The sequence below is a fragment of the Enterobacter cloacae complex sp. XAL002 genome, assembly GCF_049236805.1.
GTDB classification, from domain to species: domain Bacteria; phylum Pseudomonadota; class Gammaproteobacteria; order Enterobacterales; family Enterobacteriaceae; genus Enterobacter; species Enterobacter intestinihominis.
In genome coordinates, this window is sequence record NZ_JBMKJN010000009.1 from 114,740 (window position 1) to 135,269 (window position 20,530).

Below are 20,530 nucleotides of genomic sequence, written 5' to 3' on the forward strand. Positions count from 1 at the left end.
ATTGCATATGAAAACCCTGAAAAACTGGACCATCGATACGCAGTCAGCGAATCATCTGGAACTGCTGGTGGATAACCAGCACCGTCTGTGCCTGTATGTGCTGGAAGAGAATCTGTTCCGCGTGCTGATCAAGCGTAAAGGCCAGCTGGCGCTGGACCGCACCTGGAGCATCGCGCCGGAACAAGACGTACCGTGGGAAGGCCGCCGTCGCGACGATGTCAGCGGCTTCACCTGCCCGGCCTGGACACTGACGCAGCAGGGCGATGCGTTAACCGTAGCGACCGAACAACTGCGCGTCACCGTCCACCAGCCCCTGTGGCTGGAGTGGCACTACCGCAATGAAGCGGGCGAGTGGCAGCCGCTGGTTAACGACCGTCCCACCAGCGCCTACCTGCTCAATGCCCACGGTGACGGCGTGGCGCACTATCTCAGCCGTCGCAAGGATGAACGTTTTTACGGTCTGGGTGAGAAAGCGGGGGATTTACAGCGTAACGGCAAACGCTATGAGATGCGTAACCTGGACGCGATGGGCTATAACGCCGCCAGCACCGATCCGCTGTACAAGCACATCCCGTTCACCCTCACCCGTCGCGATGACGTGAGCTACGGCCTGTTCTACGATAACCTGAGCAGCTGCTGGCTGGATCTGGGTAACGAGATCGACAACTATCACACCGCCTACCGCCGCTGGCAGGCGGAAGCGGGCGATATTGACTACTACCTCTTCACCGGCAAGCGCGTGCTGGACGTGACGAAAGCCTTCGTGCGCCTGACGGGGAATACGCTGTTCGGACCGAAGTGGAGCCTGGGCTACAGCGGCTCAACCATGCACTACACCGACGCGCCGGACGCGCAGGACCAGCTGATGAACTTCATCCGCCTGTGCGATGAGCATGCCATTCCGTGCGACTCGTTCCAGCTCTCCTCCGGCTATACCTCGATTAACGGCAAGCGCTACGTTTTTAACTGGAACTACGACAAAGTGCCGCAGCCGAAGGTGATGAGCCAGGCGTTCCACGACGCGGGGCTGCGGCTTGCGGCAAACATCAAGCCGTGTCTGTTGCAGGATCATCCCCGCTACGGCGAAGTGGCGGAACGCGGCCTGTTCATTCGCGATTCAGAAACCGATGCGCCTGAACGTTCCAGCTTCTGGGATGACGAAGGATCGCATCTCGATTTCACCAACCCGCAGACGGTGCAGTGGTGGCAGAACGGCGTGACCACGCAGCTGCTGGAGATGGGCATCGACTCCACCTGGAACGACAACAACGAGTATGAAGTGTGGGACGGGGAAGCGCGCTGCTATGGCTTCGGCCAGGAGATCGCCATCAAGCATATTCGCCCGGTGATGCCGCTGCTGATGATGCGCGCCTCGCTGGAAGCACAGCAGCGCTTTGCGCCGGATAAACGTCCGTATCTGATCTCCCGCTCCGGCTGTGCCGGAATGCAGCGCTACGTTCAGACCTGGAGCGGCGACAACCGTACCAACTGGGACACCCTGCGCTATAACATCCGCATGGGCCTGGGCATGAGCCTGTCCGGACTGTTCAACGTCGGTCACGACGTCGGCGGTTTCTCCGGCGACAAGCCGGATGCCGAGCTGTTCGTGCGCTGGGTACAAAACGGCGTGATGCATCCGCGCTTTACCATCCACTCGTGGAATGACGATCGCACCGTGAACGAACCGTGGATGTACCCGGGCGTGACCCCTGCGATTCGCAGCGCCATTGAACTGCGCTATCGCCTGCTGCCGTACCTCTACACCCTGCTCTGGCAGGCGCACGCCGACGACGAGCCGATGCTGCGCCCGACCTTCCTCGATCATGAGCACGATGCGCAGACCTTTGAAGAGTGCGACGACTTCCTGCTGGGCCGTGACCTGCTGGTGGCCAGCGTCGTCGAAGCCGGGCAGCGCGAGCGCCGCGTCTGGCTGCCGGATAACGAAACCGGCTGGTACGATTTTTACACCCACACGTGGTATGCGGGCGGGCAATCGATCGTCCTTGATGCGCCGCTGGAAAAGCTGCCGCTTCTGGTGCGCGCAGGGGCCGGTTTGCCGCTCAGCGAACGCATCCGTCACGTGAGCGCCGATAAAGACGTTACCCGTGAGCTAAAACTGTTCCCGGTGAAAGGCGTCGGCACCACCTCCGGGCTGCTGTTTGAGGATGACGGCGAAAGCTGGGGCTACCTGAACGGCAATGCGCTGTGGGTGGAATGGGAGATGGTGTGCGACGGCGCAAGTATCAACCTGAAGGTGAATGCGCGCGGCGACTATCGTCCGGCATGGAAGGCACTGAAGGTGTCATTACCGACGGGGGAAAAACGTACGCTGCGGGTGAACGGGGTTGAAGGGGGCGAGTGGGTGGTTTAGTGCGGCCTGATGCCCTCACCCTAACCCTCTCCCACAGGGAGAGGTGATAGAACGTAGGCCGGGTAAGGCGAAGCCGCCACCCGGCTATTTTTTTAACTCTCGATACCTTTACTGCGCAGGTAATCTTCGTAGTTACCGGTGAAGTCCACCACGCGCTCTGGCGTGATTTCGATCACGCGGGTCGCCAGGGAGCTGACGAACTCACGGTCGTGAGAGACGAAGATCAGGGTGCCCTGATACATCTCCAGCGCCATGTTCAGGGATTCGATCGATTCCATATCCAGGTGGTTGGTTGGTTCGTCCATCACCAGGATATTCGGTTTTTCCATCATCAGCTTGCCGAACAGCATACGGCCCTTTTCACCACCGGAGAGCACTTTGGCGGGCTTTTTGATGTCGTCCTGGCTGAACAGCAGACGCCCCAGAATGCTGCGTACCGCCTGCTCGTCGTCGCCTTCCTGCTTCCACTGGCTCATCCAGTCGAAGACGGTCAGATCGTTTTCGAACTCATATTCATGGTCCTGCGCGTAGTAACCAATCTGCGCATTTTCAGACCATTTCACGGTACCGTTATCCGGTTGCATTTCGCCCACCAGAGTTTTCAGCATAGTGGATTTACCCACGCCGTTGGCACCCAGGATAGCAATCTTCTCGCCCACTTCCAGCAGCAGGTTGAAGTTTTTGAACAGCGGGCCTTCATCGAAGCCTTTGGTGAGGGCTTCCACTTCCAGCGCGTTACGGAACAGCTTCTTGTCCTGCTCGAAGCGAATGAACGGGTTCTGACGGCTGGAGGCTTTTACCTCTTCGAGCTTGATTTTGTCGATCTGACGGGCACGCGACGTTGCCTGGCGTGATTTAGAGGCGTTAGCGCTGAAGCGGCTGACGAAGGATTGCAGGTCCGCAATCTGCGCTTTCTTCTTGGCGTTGTCGGCAAGCAGACGTTCACGCGCCTGGGTTGCCGCCGTCATGTACTCATCATAGTTGCCCGGATAAACGCGCAGCTCGCCGTAATCCAGATCCGCCATGTGCGTACACACCATGTTAAGGAAGTGACGGTCGTGCGAGATGATGATCATGGTGCTGTCGCGATCGTTCAGCGTCTGCTCAAGCCAGCGGATGGTGTCGATGTCCAGGTTGTTGGTCGGTTCGTCGAGCAGCAGGATGTCTGGATTAGAGAACAGCGCCTGCGCCAGCAGCACACGCAGCTTCCAGCCTGGCGCAACTTCGCTCATCGGACCATAGTGCTGTTCAACAGGAATGCCGACGCCCAGCAGCAGTTCGCCCGCACGCGCTTCCGCAGAATAACCGTCCATTTCGCCGTACTGCGTTTCCAGGTCGGCCACTTTGTAACCGTCTTCTTCGCTCATCTCAGCGAGACCGTAGATACGATCGCGCTCCTGCTTCACTTCCCACAGCTCCGCATGCCCCATGATCACGGTGTCGAGCACGGTGAACTCTTCGAAGGCGAACTGATCCTGACGCAGCTTACCGATACGCTCGTTCGGGTCGAGCGACACGTTGCCCAGCGTCGGCTCCAGGTCACCGCCGAGGATCTTCATAAAGGTGGATTTTCCGCTACCGTTGGCACCAATCAGGCCGTAACGGTTGCCGCCGCCAAATTTGACGGAAATATTTTCGAACAGCGGCTTACTGCCAAACTGCATAGTGACGTTGCTGGTAACTAACACGGAGAGATTCCTGCGAAAAGTGTGATAAACGCGGCATTATGCCACAATTCCGAATTGAGATCCTGTGTTGCGGTAATCCACTAAACTTTAACAAAATCGAAAAAAATGTGATTTCGTACACATCTGAATTCCCAGTTAACGGGAATGCACATATAATGCGCTCCCATTACAGATTCAGACTTCTCAACTCATCGCCAGAATGGCTTAGATACCTCGCATAACATGAACATGAAATTAACAACGCTTTTTGCGGCGGCGTTAGCCGTAGTAGGTTTTTGTAAGACCGCGTCTGCGGTGACGTATCCCCTGCCGACAGACGGAAGCCGTCTGGTGGGTGAAAACCAGGTGGTGACGGTTCCGGAAGGTAACACTCAGCCGCTGGAATACTTCGCGGCGCAGTATCAGCTCGGCCTGTCTAACATGCTGGAAGCGAACCCGGGCGTTGACCCGTATCTGCCGAAAGCGGGTACCGTACTCAACATTCCACAGCAGCTGATCCTGCCGGATACCGTGCACGAAGGTATCGTGATTAACAGCGCCGAAATGCGTCTGTATTACTACCCGAAAGGCACTAACACCGTGATCGTTCTGCCTATCGGTATCGGTCAGCTGGGTAAAGACACCCCGCTGAACTGGACCACCAAAGTGGAGCGTAAGAAAGCGGGCCCAACCTGGACGCCGACCGCCAAAATGCACGCTGAGTACATTGCTGCCGGTGAACCGCTGCCGGCCGTTGTGCCTGCTGGCCCGGATAACCCGATGGGTCTGTACGCGCTGTACATTGGTCGTCTGTATGCCATCCACGGTACTAACGCCAACTTCGGTATCGGCCTGCGCGTAAGCCACGGCTGCGTACGTCTGCGTAATGAAGACATCAAATTCCTGTTCGATAACGTGCCGGTCGGTACGCGCGTGCAGTTCATTAACGAACCGGTGAAAGCGACGTCAGAGCCGGACGGCAGCCGTTACATTGAAGTGCATAACCCGCTGTCCACCAGCGAAGATCAGATCAACAACAACGAAATCGTACCGATTAAGCTGACCAGCGCGGTGCAGTCCGTTACCTCTCAGGCGGATGTTGACACGACCATCGTTGACCAGGCGATTCAGAACCGTTCCGGTATGCCGGTGCGTTTGAACTAATCGCGAGCACGAACAAAGCGGGCCTCGAGGCCCGCTTTTTTTTATCCGTTATTCACAATAACGATGCCGCCATGGTCATAGCGATAGTGACAATGGGCGTACTCCAGCGGCGTACCATCTTCCAGATAGATCACCTGCTCGACCTCCAGCACCGGGTCGGTTGGCTCACAGACCAGATGCTGCATATCCAGCGCACTGGGCTTCAGCGCCCGCACCACACGATACGATCCCATGATCTTCAGCCCCAGCGTCTCCTGCACATACCGGAATACCGAACTTTCAAGATGGGTTTTGTTCAGGCCGGGCACCAGATTGAGCGGCATCACCGTGGCGTCCAGGGACATCGGCTCACCGTTGAGTAAACGCAGACGAATGAAGTCATAGATCGGCGTATCCGGATTTATCATCAGCGAGGCCTGCTCTTTCTCGTTCGGGAAGCGAAGTTCGAAGTGCACCACCTGGCTCGTCACCGTGCCTAAATGTTCCCAGGTTTTGGTCGCCCCAAAGTAGTCGCTGCCGGAGAGATCCCACTGGGAAAGCTGGAGGAAATTTTTGCGGATGAACGTGCCCTGTCCCTGCCGGGTATAGACCAGCCCTTCTACGATCAGCTGACGCATCGCCTGCTGAATGGTCATCCGGCTGGTGCTGAATTCCGCCGCCAGCGCGAACTGGTCCGGCAGCGGTTCATTGGCGGCGTACTGCTGGGTAATAATGCGTTTCTTAATTTCCCGCGCTATGGTGATGTACTTCGCCGCCATCTTCCTTCCTTAAATTAGTTTTCTGTCCCGCTGTTTTTCACGGCCACTCGCTCGGCCACCTTGAGGAAAGGCAGGTAGAAGAATACACCAAATACGATGATTGCCAACTGCACCACCACCGCCCGCCAGTCCCCCGCCGTCGCCAGCCAGGCGCTGAGGATCGGCGGCGTGGTCCACGGGATCATCACCACGCAGCGCGACATCAGACCCAGCGTGGTACAGAGCCACGCAAAGTAAATCCCGATGGCGGGCAGCAGCACAAACGGGATCATCAGCGGCAGGTTAAAGACAATCGGCAGGCCGAAAATCACCGGCTCGTTGATGTTGAACAGACCCGGCGCCAGTGACAGACGCGCCACCTGCTTCGCTGATTTCTGTCTTGAGAAGATGAAGATAGCGATCAGCAATGAGATAGTGCTGCCCGTCCCGCCCACCATGCCAAAGGTCGGCACAAAAATGTTGTTGATGATGTGTGGGATCGGCTGGCCGTTGGCAAAGGCCAGCATGTTCTCGTTGGTGTTGATCAGCAGAAACGGCTCCAGCACCACGCTGTTGACTACCGACTGATGAATACCGAGCGTGAACAGGAAGTTACCGAAGCTGTAAATGAAGATCGTCCCGGGCAGACTGGTGTTGATCAGCCGCAGCGGCTGCTGAATGAATGTCGTAATGAGATGGATCAGATCCGTATGCAGCACGTTCGCCAGTATGGCCGCCAGCACCGCAAACAGGGAGAGCGTGAGGATCGTCGGGATCAGCGCGGTAAAGGATTTGCTCACCGCCGGAGGCACGTTCTCCCCCAGCGAAATGTGCAGCGCCTTCAGCCGTGAAATGGCGATAAACAGCTCGGTTGAGAGCAGCCCAATCAGCACCCCGGCGAAAATCCCGGTCGAGCCGATATTGGCGAACGTCAGCACCTGGGTGACGTTCACCGTGGCGTCGCTGCCGACAGGCGTAATCTGTAAGCGCATCGGCATCATGATGATGAAGCTGCTGACGGCGATAACCACTGCCGAGACCGGATTGTCGAAATCTTTGTTACGCGCCAGCGACCAGGCGATCATCGGTGCCAGCAGCAGCGCGGCGATGTTCAGCGTGCCGTTGATAATCGCCTCGCCCCACACCTTAAACTGCGTGAGCGTGTCGCCTTCCAGCACCCATGGAAACACGACGTTGTTCACCAGCACCGCCAGACCGGCGAGGATGAAAATCGGCATCACCGTGGCGAAAGCGTCCCGCAGGGATCGCAGGTGTACCTGGTTTGCCAGGCGCGCCGAGAACTCAACAAATTTATCGACAAAAGACTGCATGTGCGGTGTTATTTTTGTTTCAGACATAGCGGAGTATTCCCATCAATCAGTCACAAAAACGGCCCGGCAGCGTACGGCTTACATCTCGCGTCCGTTAGTATGGATAACCTGTTTTAACCACGCGTAGCTCTTCTTCGGCACGCGCTTAAGGTCTTTCAGGTCGTGATTTTCACGGTTGACGTAGACCACGCCGTAGCGCTTACGCATGTCACCCTGCGAGCTGAGAATGTCGATTAAGCCCCAGCCGAGGTAGCCCATTACCTCTGCCCCGTCCTCGAATATTGCCGCTTTCATCGCCTCGATGTGCGCCCGGTGGTAGTCGATGCGGTAGGTGTCCTCGATCGGGTTTACCCCGTCCCAGGACTCGATCACGCCGATGCCGTTTTCAATCGGGAATACCGGCATCCGCCAGTCGTTGGCATAGCGGGTGATGATGGTGCGAAAGCCCAGCGGGTCGATCTGCCAGTTCCACTCGGTGGCTTTCAGGTACGGGTTATTTTTCTCGCCATGCAGCAGGTAATGGTTCACCGGCGTGCCTTCCGGGATGGCATCGCTGTCCAGCGTTTTGCTGGCGTAATAGCTGAAGGCCATAAAGTCGTTCTTCGTGCGCGCAAACAGCGCGAGATCGTCTGCGCGGTAGATATCACCGAAGCCCTCCTGCTCCACCACCGCCATCACCGCCGGGCTGTAGCCCTGTCCCGCGAAGACGCGCAGCAGGTTCTGGTTGAGGAATTCGTCGTACTGCTGGGCGCAGAAGATATCGCGCGGTTTGCAGGTGGCTGGATAAATCAGCTGGTGCGCCAGCATGCCGCCCATCAGCTTGCCTGGCTTAGTCTGGTGCAGGTATTCGGTCAGAGTCATGTGCGCCACCATCGCATGGTGCTGAAGCTCATACAGCTCGCGCAGGGTTTGCTCGCCTTTCATGTAACCGGAAATGCGAAAAGCTTCCGGCATATGGAAAATGTTCTGCTCGTTGAAGGTCAGCCAGTACTTCACGCGATCGCCGTAGCAGTCGATCATCTTCTTGCCGTAGCGGATAAAGGCCTCCATCACCCGGCGGTCGTTGAAGCCGTTGTACTCCTGCGCCAGCGCCAGCGGCATATCGAAGTGGTAGAGGCAGACCATCGGCTCAATACCGCGGGCGAGCAGATCGTTAATAAAGCGGTCGTAAAACGCGATACCTTCGGCGTTGAACTCGCCGTCACCCTGCGGGCAGACGCGGCTCCAGGAGATCTGGAAGCGGTAGCAGTTCATGCCCAGATCCTGCATCAGATCGAAATCTTCCCGGTAGCGGTGGTAGGAGTCGGTCGCCACTTTCCAGTCGGAGATGTTTTCTCCTGCTTCCCGAATGTCATATACCGACATCCCCTTCCCGCCCTCATTCCATGCCCCTTCCGTCTGCATGCTGGATACCGAGTTGCCCCATAAAAAGCTGGCTGGCAGTGATTTGTCCATGGTTGCTCCCTATATGACTAGTCATTTAAATTTCATGACTAGTCATATAGATCGAGATGAAACATCAGGCAAAGAGAAGGAGCATTTTTTGTGAGGTGGGTTGAAATAAAGACCAGAGATAGTAGCCCCGGTAAGCGAAGCGCCACCGGGGAAAAGGAAGGTTACTGCTGCGCGAGCTGACTACGACGGTATTCCCCCTGCCGCTCCAGCATCCAGCCTGGATATTCGCGCGGCAGCGCGCTGACGGCATCAAGCTGTTTAAGCTCGTCTTCGCTTAAGCGGATCCCGGTGGCGGCAATATTATCGTCCAGCTGATCGACGCGTTTCGCACCAATAATGACGCTGGTCACCGCTTTTTGATGCAGCAGCCATGCCAGCGCGATTTGCGCCACGGAGACGCCCCTACGCTCGGCAATGACGCGCATTACGTCCACGCAGTCGAAGGCGCGATCTTTATTCACCGGCGGGAAGTCAAATTCCAGACGGCGGCCTCCGGTTTCGCTCTGCCCGTCACGACCGTATTTTCCGCTCAGCAGGCCGCCCGCCAGCGGGCTCCAGACCATCAATCCGACGCCTTCGCTCTGCATCATCGGCACCAGCTCGCGCTCCAGGTCACGTCCGGCAATGGTGTAATACGCCTGCAACGATGCGAAACGCGCCAGCCCAAGACGTTCAGAAATACCGAGCGCTTTGGCAATCTGCCACGCAGTCCAGTTCGAGACGCCGATGTATCGCACGTGACCGTGCTGCACAAGGTTATCCAGTGCGTAAAGCGTCTCCTCAATGGGGGTCGCGGGGTCGAAACCGTGCAGCTGATAGAGATCGATATGATCGAGCTGCAGGCGGCGCAGGCTGTTCTTTACGCTGTCGATAATGTGATAGCGCGAGCCGCCGCGTGAGTTCACTCCCGCCGTGCCCGTTTCACCAAACACCTTTGTGGCGACCACCACGTTTTCACGTGGAACGTTCAGGTTTTTCAGCGCCTGCCCGAGGATCTCCTCCGAGCGTCCTTCCGAATAGACGTCGGCAGTGTCGATAAAGTTGATGCCCGCGTCCAGTGCGCGGCCCACCAGCTGCTCGGCTTCGTTTTGCCTTAGCTGGCCAATCTTGCCCCACATGCCGCCCTCGCCGCCGAAGGTCATGGTGCCGAGGCAGAGTTCAGAAACAAACAGTCCGGTATTGCCCAGTTTTTGATAACGCATAACGCTTTCCTCGCATGTCGATTGGGTGTCTGTTAGTTATACCCGCCCCCCAGCCATCGCGAATGTGGCGTTCCTGTCCGTTTCTTGCCCAATCCTCTGAATCTATCCGCGCGGGGCATCGCCAAAGACGCTGTAGTCTGGCAGCTGAACCTGCTGATACGGCTCCCAGCCGCCGCCGAGGGCTTTGTAGAGCGCCACCAGGTCAAGCGCGCTCTGCACCTGCGCCTGCGCCCGCTGCTGTTCGGCCTGAGCGAGCTGACGCTGGGCGTCCAGCACGTCAATAAAACTGGCGATCCCCTGCCGGTAGCTGTCGCTGGCGAGATCAAAAGCGTTTTGCAGCGCGTCGATGGTTTTCGCCAGGCCCGCCTCACGCTGCTGGTCAGTGCGATAGCTCACCAGCGCGTTTTCAACGTCGCCGAGCGCCGTCAGCACCGTCTGACGGTAGTCCAGCACCGCCGCCCCTTGCTGTGCGCGGGCCACCTTGACGCTGGAGACCAGCCGACCGCCCTGGAAGATGGGGATGGAGACCTGCGGACCGAAGCTGTAAAAGTGGCTGCTCCAGTCGGTCAGCCAGCCGGATTCGCTGTTACGCAGGCCAAACTGCCCGGAGAGGGTGAAGCTTGGGAACAGTTCGGCTACCGAGACGCCAATTTGCGCCGTGGCGGCATGGAGGTTCGCCTCAGCTTCGCGCACGTCCGGGCGCCGACGCGCCAGCGTTGACGGAATGCCGGTTTGCACAATATCCGGCAACGCTGGCATCGGCTGCACGGATTGTAATTCGGCATCCAGCGCCCCCGGCGGTTTGCCGAGCAGGATGGCCAGCCCGTTCATCGCCTGGCGTTCCTGCGCCTGATACTGCGGCAATTGGGCTTCAAGATTGCCCAGCTGCGCCCGGGCGTTTTCTACGTCCATCTGCGGTGACAGCCCGCCCCGCTGGCGGCTTTCGGTCAGATCCAGCGTCTGCTGCGCGCTTTCAATTTGCGTATTAAGCGTGGCAATGATGCTCTGCGCCCCTCGCAGCTGTAGCCACGCCCGCGCCACTTCGGCTTCCAGCGAGACCAGCGCATCGTTACGCTGCTCGATCGCCGCCCGCTGCTGCGCCTCGGCCGCTTCTACCTGACGGCGCACCTTGCCCCACAGGTCGATTTCCCACTGAGCGTCGAAGCTGCCCTGATAGAGGTTAATCGGCTGCGTCAGCGGGCCTAACGCGCTTCGCAGCTGCGGATCGACATTACTCAACTGGTCATACACGCCGTGGGATTTCAGCTCCCCTTCCAGCCCAAGCTGCTGGCGCGTCGCCTGCACATTGCCATTCACCGACGGGAAAAATGCCCCGCCGGCCTGGTTAATCTGTTCGCGCGCGCCGGCAATGCGCAATACCGTTTGCTGTAGCGTCAGATTTCCGGCGATGGCGCGTTCAATCAGGCTGTCGAGCTGCGGCGAGCCGAAAGTTTTCCACCAGCGCGGGTTAGTTGCCGCGGAGGACGTTTGTGATTTCACCGCGCCGTCGCCCTTATCGTTCCAGTGCGTGGTGGCGGGCGGTGCAGGCTGTTGGTAGTCCGGCCCGACGGCGCAGCCCACCAGCAGCATCATTATCATCAGGGGGTGTAAACGTCTGTGTATCATCAGTGTGCTCCTGCACTCCCCTCGCTCTTAACCGGCGAGAGCAACAAACAAAACGGAATCAGTAAGAAGGCCACCGCGCTCAGAATGGTGAAGACGTCGATGTAGGCCAGAAAGCGCGACTGCTCGATCATGGTCTGGTACATCCGCCCGGTGGCAATGCCGGTCGGATCGCCCACCTGAGTGGTGAAGTTCTGGATCGCCTGGGCGCTTTCGCGTATCGCCAGCTGGAACTGCTCATTAAACGGCGAAGCGTGGTAAGCCAGATGCGCGCTGTGCGCCTGCGAGCGCTCGGTGATCGCCGCCGTCGAGAGCGAAATCCCAATCGAGCCGGCCACGTTGCGGAACATGGTAAACAGCGCCGCCGCGTCGGCGTTAAGCCGCCTCGGGATCGAGATAAAGGCGATGGTGGTGAGGGGCACAAACAGGAACCCGAGTCCAATCGACTGGGCGCTGCGAAACAGCACCAGCGTTTCGAAATCGATATCCGGCGTCAGCGTCCGGGACCAGAAGAACGACACCGCCAGGCAGGTAAAGCCGAAGGCGATGATCCAGCGCGTCTGCACCACCGGCATCAGCTTCAGTACCAGCGGAATAGTCAGCACAATCAGCACCGCGCCGGGCGAGAGCACCAGCCCGGACCAGGTGGCGGTATAGCCCAAATCCTGCTGCGCCAGTTGCGGAATAACCACCGAACTGCCGTACAGGATCATCGCCATCCCCGCCATCAGCAGGCTGGAGATCGCAAAGTTGCGATCCTTCATACAGTGCAGATCCACCACCGGCTTTTTGGCATACATCAGCCAGTAGATCGCGCCGATAATGCCGACCAGCGTCAGTACCGCGAAGGTGCGGATAAAGTTCGAATAGAACCAGTCATCATCTTCGCCCCGGTCGAGCATCACCTGCAAACAGCCAAGTCCGAGAGCGATCAGGCCGATCCCCGTCCAGTCGACGGTGAGCTTCTCTTCCGACTTTTTCTCCCACGGCGGATCTTCCAGCAGCTGATAGATGGCCAGCACCGTCACAATCCCTACCGGAATATTGATAAAGAACACCCAGCGCCAGGAGTAGTTATCGGTGATCCAGCCTCCCAGCGTCGGGCCAAGTACCGGCGCGACGATAATGGCAATGGATGAAAGGCCAAAGGCTTTGCCCCTGTCCTCCGGCTTGAAGTAATCGAGCAGCACCGATTGCTGCGTGGGCTGCAACCCGCCGCCAAAAAAGCCCTGCATCACACGGAACAGGATGATTTGCCAAAGCTCGGTGGCGATGCCGCACAGGAACGAACAGATGGTGAACATCACAATGCAGATCAGGAAGAACTGCTTGCGGCCAAACAGCCGGCTCAGGAAGGCCGAGATCGGCAGCACGATGCCGTTCGCCACCAGGTAGCTGGTGAGCACCCAGGTAGATTCGTCATAGCTGGCCGAGAGCGATCCCGCGACGTGGGGCAGCGCCACGTTGACGATGGTGGTGTCCAGAATTTCCATAAACACCGCCAGGGTGACCACAATCGCCACCGCCCACGGGTTACTGGCGGGCTTCCAGTTTTCGTGGCTGCTGTCCGTCATTCCACGGTGACCTTCGGTTCAACCGACAGCCCCAGCGGCAGCGGTTTGTTCGGATCCAGCCCCTTATCAATGACGATTTTCACCGGCACGCGCTGAACGATCTTCACAAAGTTACCGGTGGCGTTTTCCGACGGGAAGGCGGAGAAGCGCGAGCCGCTGCCCTGCTGGATGCTGTCAATATGGCCTTCGAGCGCCATATCCGGCCAGGCATCGACGGACACGGTCACTTTGTCGCCCGGCTTCATACGTTCAAGCTGCGACTCCTTGAAGTTCGCCACCACCCACACGTTCGGGGAAACCAGCGAGAACAGTGCCGTGCCTGCCTGCACCAGCGTACCAGGCTGGACGTTGCGTTTGGTGACAAAACCGTCGAACGGGGCGCGGACTTCGGTATAAGAGAGGTTCAGGTTGGCGGTTTCCAACTGCGCTCTGGCCTGATCGACCTGCCGTTCGCGGGCTTCGACGTTAGTCTCCTGCTGGCGGATTTGCAGCTGGACTTGCTCCGCCACCTCCAGCTGCGCCTGCGCGCTGGCCAGACCCGCCTGGGCACTCCGCAGTTGAGCGTTCGCGGCATCGATGCTTTGTTGTGTGGTCGCGCGGGGGTCAACGCCGCGCTGACGGCGGTACTCCGCCTGAGCGTTGGTCATATCCGCCTGGGCTTTCAGTACCTGGGCTTTGGCTTCATCGCGCTGGGCGGGATATTGCACCTTCGAGAGCGCCAGCTGCGCCTGCGCCTGATGCAACTGCGCAACCGCCAGCCCAAGCTGGGCCTGAGCCTGATCGCGCTGGGCGGTGGTATCACGCGGATCGATCACCACCAGCACATCCCCTTTCTTTACACGCTGGTTATCCCGCACGCGAAGTTCGGTAACGTAGCCTGCCGTTTTTGGGGCAATGGTCACTACGTCGCCGTCGGTGAAGGCGTCGTCGGTGGTCTCTTCGTTACGGGTTAAAAACCACCAGACCAGCGCCACGATCACCATCACGATGACCACGATGCCAAGGATAATTAACGGTTTTTTGCCCGGGCGCTTGCGCTCGTTATTGTTTTGATCCTGCTCGTCAGCAGGTGGATTTTGATCTTCTGCCATAGTTCAGCAACGGTCCTGTCAGTGAGCGGCATCACACTATGCCGTTCACTAAAGCTAGGACGTTGCTATACATTTGCCAGGAAAAACTGACAAATTGCGCACTATATGAGAAGGAATAGTCCGAAACCGACCGCCGCAGACCAGAGCAGCATCGGGATTGACCATAAATGGAAGCGCCACCAGATGCGGCGATCGTTGGCCATCCGCAGGGCGATGAGGTTGGCCAGCGAGCCGGGCAGCAGCCCAAAGCCGCCGACGTTGACCGCCCACGCCAGCAGTACCGTTGGGGGAACATAGTTAAGCAGCAAAATGGTGGACGGCACGTTACTGATCACCTGCGAGAGACCAATCGCCGTCAGCCATAGTCCCGTCTGCGACAGACCGCTGACGCTATGGAGAACGGTCTGCAATACCGGGAGCTGGATCAGTAGATGGACGTCAATAAACATCGCCATAAACACCAGCAGCAGCGTCCAGTCAACGCTCACCAGCACCCGCCGGGCGAGGAACAGGAAGCCACACGCCACCAGCAGCGCGCCCGCCAGCGCCTGGTTTAACTCCAGCGCGGTAATGAAAACGATATACAGTCCCAGGCAGCTCCAGACGAGACGCGGCTGCCACTGGGGGCCGGTGGTACCGCTGTGGTACTGCAACGATTTATTCGGGAAAGCAAACCAGCCCACCACCAGCAGCGTCGCCACGATCGCCAGCGCCAGCGGCGCCATCTGCCAGGTAAATGCGATAAACGACAGGCCGGAGCGTCCCCACAGCAGAATGTTCTGCGGGTTACCGATCGGCGTGAGCAGCGAGCCTGCATTGACGGCCAGCGCTTCAAAGATAATCAGACGGGTAACCGGTATTTCGCACAGCTTACGCAGCGTGAGCGTAAGCGGCACCACGATAAACAGCGCTACGTCATTAGTGAGGAACGTCGACAGCAGCGCCGCCGAAAAGACCATGAACAGAGCCAGTTTGCGCTCGGTGGCGAAGCGGCGCACCATTTTGCGCCCCAGCACGTCAAAATAGCCGCTCAGCTCTACGCCTTTGGTGAGCATCATCAAACCGCTCAGGGTAATAATGGTGCGCCAGTCTATGGCCGCCGGCCAGGTGTGCGGCGTGAAGGGCACAAAGACGCTGAGCCCAACGCCAGTGATAAGTAAAAGATGGAAAAAACGATCGCGTTTCAGGGCCTGCAAGCCGGGGATGTTCATTCAGCGGCGGGGCCATATTTGAGCGTAAATTCGCGGAACTTCACCAGCGTCTCTTCGCTGACGTGGTGTTCCATACCTTCGGCATCCCGACGGGCAATTTCCGGGCTGACGCCAAGCACCAGTAAAAAATTCTCGACGATCTGATGGCGCTCGCGGCTCTCCTGCGCCAGCTTTTCGCCTTCAGCGGTGAGAAACACCCCGCGCCAGGGGATCATCTCGATCAGCCCGACCGACGCCAGACGTTTTAACATTTTGGCAACGGTTGGCTGCGACACCCCCAGGCGTGCGGCCATATCCACCTGGCGCGCTTCTCCAACTTCACGAATCAGATCAGAGATCAGTTCGACATAATCATCAATCAGCTCCCGGCGGTGCGCCTCACGCACCTGACGGAAGCCTTCCACATGCTCTTCAACGTTCACCAGTTGCGTCGTTTTTTTTGTTGTTGGCTTACCTGCGCGACGGTTCATTGTGCTTCCTCAATGGGTTGACGCTTCCAGCGCCCTGTAACGGAGCGCACATTGTAAACCATAGCTCTACAAGCACAAAAAATTAACGAATTAGCCATAGCTATACAATATAGCCTGTTAAATCATTTATCTATCTAACAAATCAATGAGTTACATACAGTAAAAATCTTGAGTGGCTCAAAAGTGTCGCTATCTTAAAAGGGGTTTTCAGCTTTGAGAAAAGTTTAAACACATAGAAGAAGCATGTTGAGGACTCCTGTTCGATCTCCCCTTACTCCTAAAGGAAGTTTACTGTTATGCTAATGGCTGCTTTTTGGTTTTGAGAACATACTATACACAAGCAATTAGAATGGATCCTAACATGGCTAAAAGAGTAAAAACCGATAAACCCCAAAATTTATCATATAGAATAAAGAGCATTAATATAGAAAAATTGAAAGGTATTAATAACTGCCCAATTTCCTTCCCTGAAGATAAATCTGTAACCGCTATCATGGGGATTAACGGATCTGGTAAGTCAACTATCCTTCATGCTCTCTCTTGCGTTTTCAAACCACTTGAAAAATCTTCGAAAGAAAATAATAGGTTCTCGGACTTTTTTACCCCGCACAATGAAAACAACTGGCAGGATAGTAAATTCTCGGTTGTTTTCCGCGCTGGAGAAATAAAATATAACGGAGGAACAGTTTCTTTTGAAGGAATCGCAATAGATGATAAAAAAGATATTATTTATGGAAAGGATAAACGCTGGACACCAGTTTACGCACGAAGACTCGAAAGAGAATCCATATATATCGGTTTACAAAATCTAGCCACCTTAGCCGACAACACTGGAGCTTCAAGATATGCAGAATATAAAAGGGTGGACATTTACGAAAAGACAATCAAGGACAAGATGATTTTAGCTTTGAACAAAATCCTTGATGCTGATTACAAAGATTTATTTGAATGCCATACACTTAAAGGCAATAAAAAGTTCATAGGGATGGTTAAAGGCGATATTGAATACACAGAACATACAATGGGCGCAGGAGAAAAAAGAGTTTTCGAGATTGTTAAACACGTCTATAGTGGAAAACTAAATCGGAATGGTTACTTAATAATTGATGAAATAGATGTTTTACTGCATGAACGAGCATTTCAGGAACTTATTAGTTTCTTAATCAAAGAAAGTAAGGCTATGTGCTTTGAGGTTGTATTTACTACGCATAGAGAGTCAGTAATCAACTTTAAAAACCAGATTAATATTATCAGCATTTGGAACATAGGGAATGGGATAGAAGCATATCCAGGTGTATCAGCTGATGCTTTAAGACAGATAACTGATGTTGAACCCGATATGGTCAATGTCTTTGTAGAAGATAACTTAGCAAAGACAGCAATAAACATATTAATTGAAAGTGAAGGTTTAAACGATAAAGTTGATATCTCTCTTTTTGGTTCAGCAGAAAACTCCGCTGTGATTTTATCAGGTCTGAAACTTACAGAAAAAAGAATCGATACCAGTTTAGCCATTTTAGATGGAGATTACTATATCACTCCTCCTGAAAAAACTAAGATGGTCAATAAAGTTCTTTCAGGAACTGATAAAAGAGTCGAAAAAGAAGAAGTTTTATCAAGAATTTTTCAGTTTAATTTAGATATAACAGACGTAAAAGGATCACCTGAAAAAAATCATCGCTTATGGTTTGAAGCAATAGATGAAAATGGTGTGACTGATAATGATAAAACGATGTTTGTAAATCTCAAAAAACATTCTCAAAGTATCGGTGCGCTTACAGATTATCATGATTATTATCCTGAATTAGCTAGAAGGGCTAGGCTTGATAATATTGAGTACAAGGTTCTAAACTTTATTAGCAAATATAGCGAAAAGTGGGATTTCTATATAAGGGACATTCGGGTAGAGATACACAAAGCAATTGCTGTAATTTAATTCATCACTAAGGCGTGATAATCACGCCTTTTTATTTATCTTATTGGATTTCAACTACTTGATTATAATTTTATATATTTATTGAATGACTTAAAAGATATTGCCACTTATCAGCACCTGAAGTAGTCAACATATTCTCCCATTGCCTACAATTTTCCATCCAATGTTCATATGCCGCTTGCCATGCCTCCGGCTCATCGGCGAAAAGTTGTTCTGCAATCGGCAACCACTCAATCCCTCTCGTACCGAACTCCAGATAACGTACGTCCCATCCTTCACCGTGTGGCCACAACACATATTTTTGGTCAGGCGTTCCTGTACTGGGAAGGTAGTCAGAATCCTTTAGATTTTCGCCTCTGTCCAGAAAGATAAAAACCGCTCCGCTAATTGAAATTTTGCCCATTGCCTCGTCCTCTTTACAAAACAAATACTGTATGCATAACCAGTATTATAGTGCGTAAGTTTTTCAGTTTGCCAGTAGATTTCTGTCTGCCCCAGAGCCGCGCCAGTTCTTGCTTTAGCTTTGACAGTCTGACCATGGCCATAAAATAAAAACGATCCTTCAAACACACGTAAAATTAATTTTCTCTTTATTTATCTTGTAGTTACAATTTTACTTCGATCCTCCACAGATCCATAAAAGTGAAAAACACTGAAATTCTTTTCAATCTTTTCAGTTCGGGTTTTCCGCAAAGCCGCCAGCACTGGCGCGGTCTGGCGGTCTGGTTTGTAGAAAAATAAAACTGAAAAATTTTTATGATCCAAAAACCGCAGGCGGGTGCGGTGTAGTGCGATTTTGGTCTGCTAAAGATTTTTTTGGCCGTGCTGTGACGCGCCAGCGCCCCGCTGTGGACACGATCTGTTTTAAGGGTGGCTCTGAGTGTGCGAAAAGGCTGAACGCGCCAGAGCGCCGCTGACAGCGCGTAGCGATAGCCGCTTAAGAGGTAAGAAAAGAGATATCCCCGCCAGGGGATGAAGGACATAAAAAACCCGCTTTCGCGGGTTATGTTCTGGACTGGTTTACTTGCCAATCACCGGGGAGTATTTGCCGTTCAGCGTGTCCGCTTTCGCTCCGGTGTTCCGGATTGCTCCCGCGTTGGTCGGTGCTCCCGTATTGCTGTGCGTGTGGCTTGCCGTTTGCTCTGCCAGCTCTTTAACCACGTCGAGCGTGTCCAGCATCAGCTGTGCCACATTGATAGTGCCAGAGCCAATCCACACCACAGGGGCAATAATTTGCTGTTGCACGGCCGCCACACTTTTACGTATCTGGCCAATTTTCTCAATCAGGTCTTTACCCGTTGTGACTGTCTGGCTCCCGGCTATGTCTGTTTCATCATTGCCGCCGATACTCGCCACGCGGTTATTCACAGCCTGGCTGTAATCCCCCGTGCACACCTGCTGAATGGCTCCGGCCAGCAATGTGGATGTGCCCAGCACGGTAATTTTATCCGTGGCCTTAACTGTGGTGTCCCGGCTGACCAGCTCGCGCTGTTCTGTATCGGCCTTAACCACCCGCGCCATTGAGGTTTCACTGATCGTCTGGTCTGTCTGCCTCACCCAGTCCCCCGCCTGGGTGACGCGCTGCGACACTTCCGCGCGCTGCTGTTGCAGCTGTTCGCCAGGCTGGATATCCGGGAGGCTGGTTCCGTCCGGCACGGTCTGCCGCACAAAAGGCTTATCCGGCCGTCCGCCAGTAAAAGCGATTTCGACCAGCGTTCCTTCAGGCGGAAACTGGAACATCCCCGAATCATTACCCGCCATAGGAACCGGTAGCGGAACGGCCGAATAAACAGGCGTGTCTTTTTCCGGGTTGCCGTCCGCGTCCAGCAGCTGCACGTCAACCGCATAGCGGGGACGGAACGGATCGGAGAAATTGCCGCTTTTCACTGCCTCAACGGGATTCATCACACGGCCAAACTTTGGCAAATGCATCCCGGATGCCAGCTCCGGATAATGGCTTTCAATCTGACGCTGAACGGGTGTTTTTTGCAGTGGCTTACCCGTCGCACGGTTGCGGGGTGTCCAGGTGACAGCCATCGTGTCATTTTGCAGGTGGACTTTTGTCACCCGTTCCCCATTCAGCTCCACGCCGGGGCGCAGACTCTGCACCAGGGGAAGCGTCATTGAGTTCCCCCCGGCCGCCCCCTGATTAAATTCATGTGGGATCTCAATCGGGCGACCAGCAAACAGGGCTTTTTCCGCGCCGCCAACATATACCGCGCCGTCCGGCAGCTGATACCAGACGTAATCCGTAATGCCGAAAGCCTTTCCGAGATTATCCAGCAGCTGATACCCCGTCCCGCTGTGGGTGAAATGTGGGATCGGACGGTCTGAATATTCTGTATCCGGCACGCTGAAGGTCAGGCCGCTGTGCTCTGTAAGCCAGCTGGCCACATCGCGCAGCGTGGGGTGCTGAAACGAACATGGCCAGAGGCGTTCAAATACGCCGACCAGCTCACGAACAAAGAGACGCTGAAAGCCGTTTTCAGCAGGTTGCGAGCGTTCCACGTACCCGGTAAACCAGCGCAACACCAGATCGGTGTAACCCACATCGAGACGCACCAGCTTCCCCGTATAGTCCTGCGCTGTTCCGGCCGTAATAAACCCCCGGCCACAGCTGTTCAGCTCCAGCACCAGGCTGGCATCAGCCAGGTGAATTTCATCCGTTGAAAGATATAAACGTTTAATCGGTTTCATG

The 20,530-nt window shown here is 55.3% G+C and carries 16 protein-coding genes; 3 read left to right on the plus strand and 13 right to left on the minus strand.

All coding sequences use genetic code 11. The annotated features are described in order from the left end of the window. The first annotated feature begins 7 nt into the window (after nucleotides 1–7). Nucleotides 8–2,371 (plus strand): TIM-barrel domain-containing protein, encoded by a 2,364-nt coding sequence (locus ACOT0L_RS10975; protein ID WP_126503615.1) that lies wholly within the window; start codon nucleotides 8–10, stop codon nucleotides 2,369–2,371. Nucleotides 2,372–2,463: 92 nt separating this feature from the next. Here ACOT0L_RS10975 and ACOT0L_RS10980 read toward each other — a convergent pair whose 3' ends face one another. Continuing rightward, nucleotides 2,464–4,059, minus strand: coding sequence for an ABC-F family ATPase (locus ACOT0L_RS10980; protein ID WP_022647534.1), 1,596 nt, complete (start codon nucleotides 4,057–4,059; stop codon nucleotides 2,464–2,466). A gap of 222 nt (nucleotides 4,060–4,281) precedes the next feature. Here ACOT0L_RS10980 and ldtB point away from each other — a divergent pair, with 222 nt between their 5' ends. Further along, entirely contained in the window at nucleotides 4,282–5,202 is a 921-nt protein-coding gene (gene ldtB, locus ACOT0L_RS10985) for a L,D-transpeptidase (RefSeq protein ID WP_003858435.1), read from the plus strand. A 41-nt stretch (nucleotides 5,203–5,243) separates the two neighbouring features. On the opposite strand, the gene ACOT0L_RS10990 is transcribed toward ldtB, so the two are convergent. From ACOT0L_RS10990 to mntR, 9 genes are all read right to left on the minus strand, one after another. After that, complete coding sequence (locus ACOT0L_RS10990) at nucleotides 5,244–5,960, minus strand: GntR family transcriptional regulator (protein WP_015571043.1); 717 nt, start codon at nucleotides 5,958–5,960, stop codon at nucleotides 5,244–5,246. 14 nt (nucleotides 5,961–5,974) lie between these two features. Continuing rightward, a complete protein-coding gene (locus ACOT0L_RS10995; protein WP_023299655.1) occupies nucleotides 5,975–7,297 on the minus strand; it encodes a PTS sugar transporter subunit IIC in 1,323 nt (440 codons plus the stop codon). Nucleotides 7,298–7,348: 51 nt separating this feature from the next. Next, nucleotides 7,349–8,725 carry a glycoside hydrolase family 1 protein gene (locus ACOT0L_RS11000; protein ID WP_126503613.1) on the minus strand — a complete coding sequence of 459 codons (1,377 nt, stop codon included), beginning with the start codon at nucleotides 8,723–8,725 and terminating at the stop codon, nucleotides 7,349–7,351. Nucleotides 8,726–8,886: 161 nt separating this feature from the next. After that, nucleotides 8,887–9,927, minus strand: a complete 1,041-nt coding sequence (locus ACOT0L_RS11005; protein WP_058646138.1) for an aldo/keto reductase — start codon at nucleotides 9,925–9,927, stop codon at nucleotides 8,887–8,889. Nucleotides 9,928–10,029: 102 nt separating this feature from the next. Continuing rightward, nucleotides 10,030–11,553 carry an efflux transporter outer membrane subunit gene (locus ACOT0L_RS11010; protein WP_022647530.1) on the minus strand — a complete coding sequence of 508 codons (1,524 nt, stop codon included), beginning with the start codon at nucleotides 11,551–11,553 and terminating at the stop codon, nucleotides 10,030–10,032. After that, nucleotides 11,553–13,124 carry a DHA2 family efflux MFS transporter permease subunit gene (locus ACOT0L_RS11015; RefSeq protein ID WP_022647529.1) on the minus strand — a complete coding sequence of 524 codons (1,572 nt, stop codon included), beginning with the start codon at nucleotides 13,122–13,124 and terminating at the stop codon, nucleotides 11,553–11,555. The genes ACOT0L_RS11010 and ACOT0L_RS11015 overlap by 1 nt, the downstream gene beginning before the upstream one ends. Next, nucleotides 13,121–14,215, minus strand: a complete 1,095-nt coding sequence (locus ACOT0L_RS11020) for an HlyD family secretion protein (RefSeq protein WP_023305746.1) — start codon at nucleotides 14,213–14,215, stop codon at nucleotides 13,121–13,123. Before ACOT0L_RS11020 ends, ACOT0L_RS11015 begins: the two co-directional genes overlap by 4 nt. Nucleotides 14,216–14,316: 101 nt before the next feature. Next, nucleotides 14,317–15,426, minus strand: coding sequence for an anion transporter (locus ACOT0L_RS11025; RefSeq protein ID WP_126503611.1), 1,110 nt, complete (start codon nucleotides 15,424–15,426; stop codon nucleotides 14,317–14,319). Then, a complete protein-coding gene (mntR, locus tag ACOT0L_RS11030) occupies nucleotides 15,423–15,896 on the minus strand; it encodes a manganese-binding transcriptional regulator MntR (protein WP_022647526.1) in 474 nt (157 codons plus the stop codon). Before mntR ends, ACOT0L_RS11025 begins: the two co-directional genes overlap by 4 nt. Before the next feature lie 361 nt (nucleotides 15,897–16,257). Here mntR and ACOT0L_RS11035 point away from each other — a divergent pair, with 361 nt between their 5' ends. After that, complete coding sequence (locus ACOT0L_RS11035) at nucleotides 16,258–17,832, plus strand: AAA family ATPase (RefSeq protein ID WP_032657791.1); 1,575 nt, start codon at nucleotides 16,258–16,260, stop codon at nucleotides 17,830–17,832. A 70-nt stretch (nucleotides 17,833–17,902) separates the two neighbouring features. On the opposite strand, the gene ACOT0L_RS11040 is transcribed toward ACOT0L_RS11035, so the two are convergent. From ACOT0L_RS11040 to ACOT0L_RS11050, 3 genes are all read right to left on the minus strand, one after another. Beyond that, nucleotides 17,903–18,235 (minus strand): hypothetical protein, encoded by a 333-nt coding sequence (locus tag ACOT0L_RS11040; RefSeq protein WP_032657788.1) that lies wholly within the window; start codon nucleotides 18,233–18,235, stop codon nucleotides 17,903–17,905. A gap of 202 nt (nucleotides 18,236–18,437) precedes the next feature. Continuing rightward, entirely contained in the window at nucleotides 18,438–18,815 is a 378-nt protein-coding gene (locus ACOT0L_RS11045) for a hypothetical protein (protein WP_154818586.1), read from the minus strand. 37 nt (nucleotides 18,816–18,852) lie between these two features. Next, a complete protein-coding gene (locus ACOT0L_RS11050; RefSeq protein WP_126503609.1) occupies nucleotides 18,853–20,529 on the minus strand; it encodes a hypothetical protein in 1,677 nt (558 codons plus the stop codon). Nucleotide 20,530 lies beyond the last annotated feature (1 nt).

Bases quoted from the DNA above. Each gene is read 5' to 3' on its own strand.
- ACOT0L_RS11010 (WP_022647530.1), bottom strand. From the start codon at position 11,553: ATGATACACAGACGTTTACACCCCCTGATGATAATGATGCTGCTGGTG.
- ACOT0L_RS10990 (WP_015571043.1), bottom strand. From the start codon at position 5,960: ATGGCGGCGAAGTACATCACCATAGCGCGGGAAATTAAGAAACGCATT.
- ACOT0L_RS10975 (WP_126503615.1), top strand. From the start codon at position 8: ATGAAAACCCTGAAAAACTGGACCATCGATACGCAGTCAGCGAATCAT.
- ACOT0L_RS11000 (WP_126503613.1), bottom strand. From the start codon at position 8,725: ATGGACAAATCACTGCCAGCCAGCTTTTTATGGGGCAACTCGGTATCC.
- ACOT0L_RS11050 (WP_126503609.1), bottom strand. From the start codon at position 20,529: ATGAAACCGATTAAACGTTTATATCTTTCAACGGATGAAATTCACCTG.
- ACOT0L_RS11005 (WP_058646138.1), bottom strand. From the start codon at position 9,927: ATGCGTTATCAAAAACTGGGCAATACCGGACTGTTTGTTTCTGAACTC.
- ACOT0L_RS11020 (WP_023305746.1), bottom strand. From the start codon at position 14,215: ATGGCAGAAGATCAAAATCCACCTGCTGACGAGCAGGATCAAAACAAT.
- ldtB (WP_003858435.1), top strand. From the start codon at position 4,282: ATGAACATGAAATTAACAACGCTTTTTGCGGCGGCGTTAGCCGTAGTA.
- ACOT0L_RS11015 (WP_022647529.1), bottom strand. From the start codon at position 13,124: ATGACGGACAGCAGCCACGAAAACTGGAAGCCCGCCAGTAACCCGTGG.
- mntR (WP_022647526.1), bottom strand. From the start codon at position 15,896: ATGAACCGTCGCGCAGGTAAGCCAACAACAAAAAAAACGACGCAACTG.
- ACOT0L_RS11040 (WP_032657788.1), bottom strand. From the start codon at position 18,235: ATGGGCAAAATTTCAATTAGCGGAGCGGTTTTTATCTTTCTGGACAGA.
- ACOT0L_RS11025 (WP_126503611.1), bottom strand. From the start codon at position 15,426: ATGAACATCCCCGGCTTGCAGGCCCTGAAACGCGATCGTTTTTTCCAT.
- ACOT0L_RS11045 (WP_154818586.1), bottom strand. From the start codon at position 18,815: ATGTCCTTCATCCCCTGGCGGGGATATCTCTTTTCTTACCTCTTAAGC.
- ACOT0L_RS10995 (WP_023299655.1), bottom strand. From the start codon at position 7,297: ATGTCTGAAACAAAAATAACACCGCACATGCAGTCTTTTGTCGATAAA.
- ACOT0L_RS11035 (WP_032657791.1), top strand. From the start codon at position 16,258: ATGGCTAAAAGAGTAAAAACCGATAAACCCCAAAATTTATCATATAGA.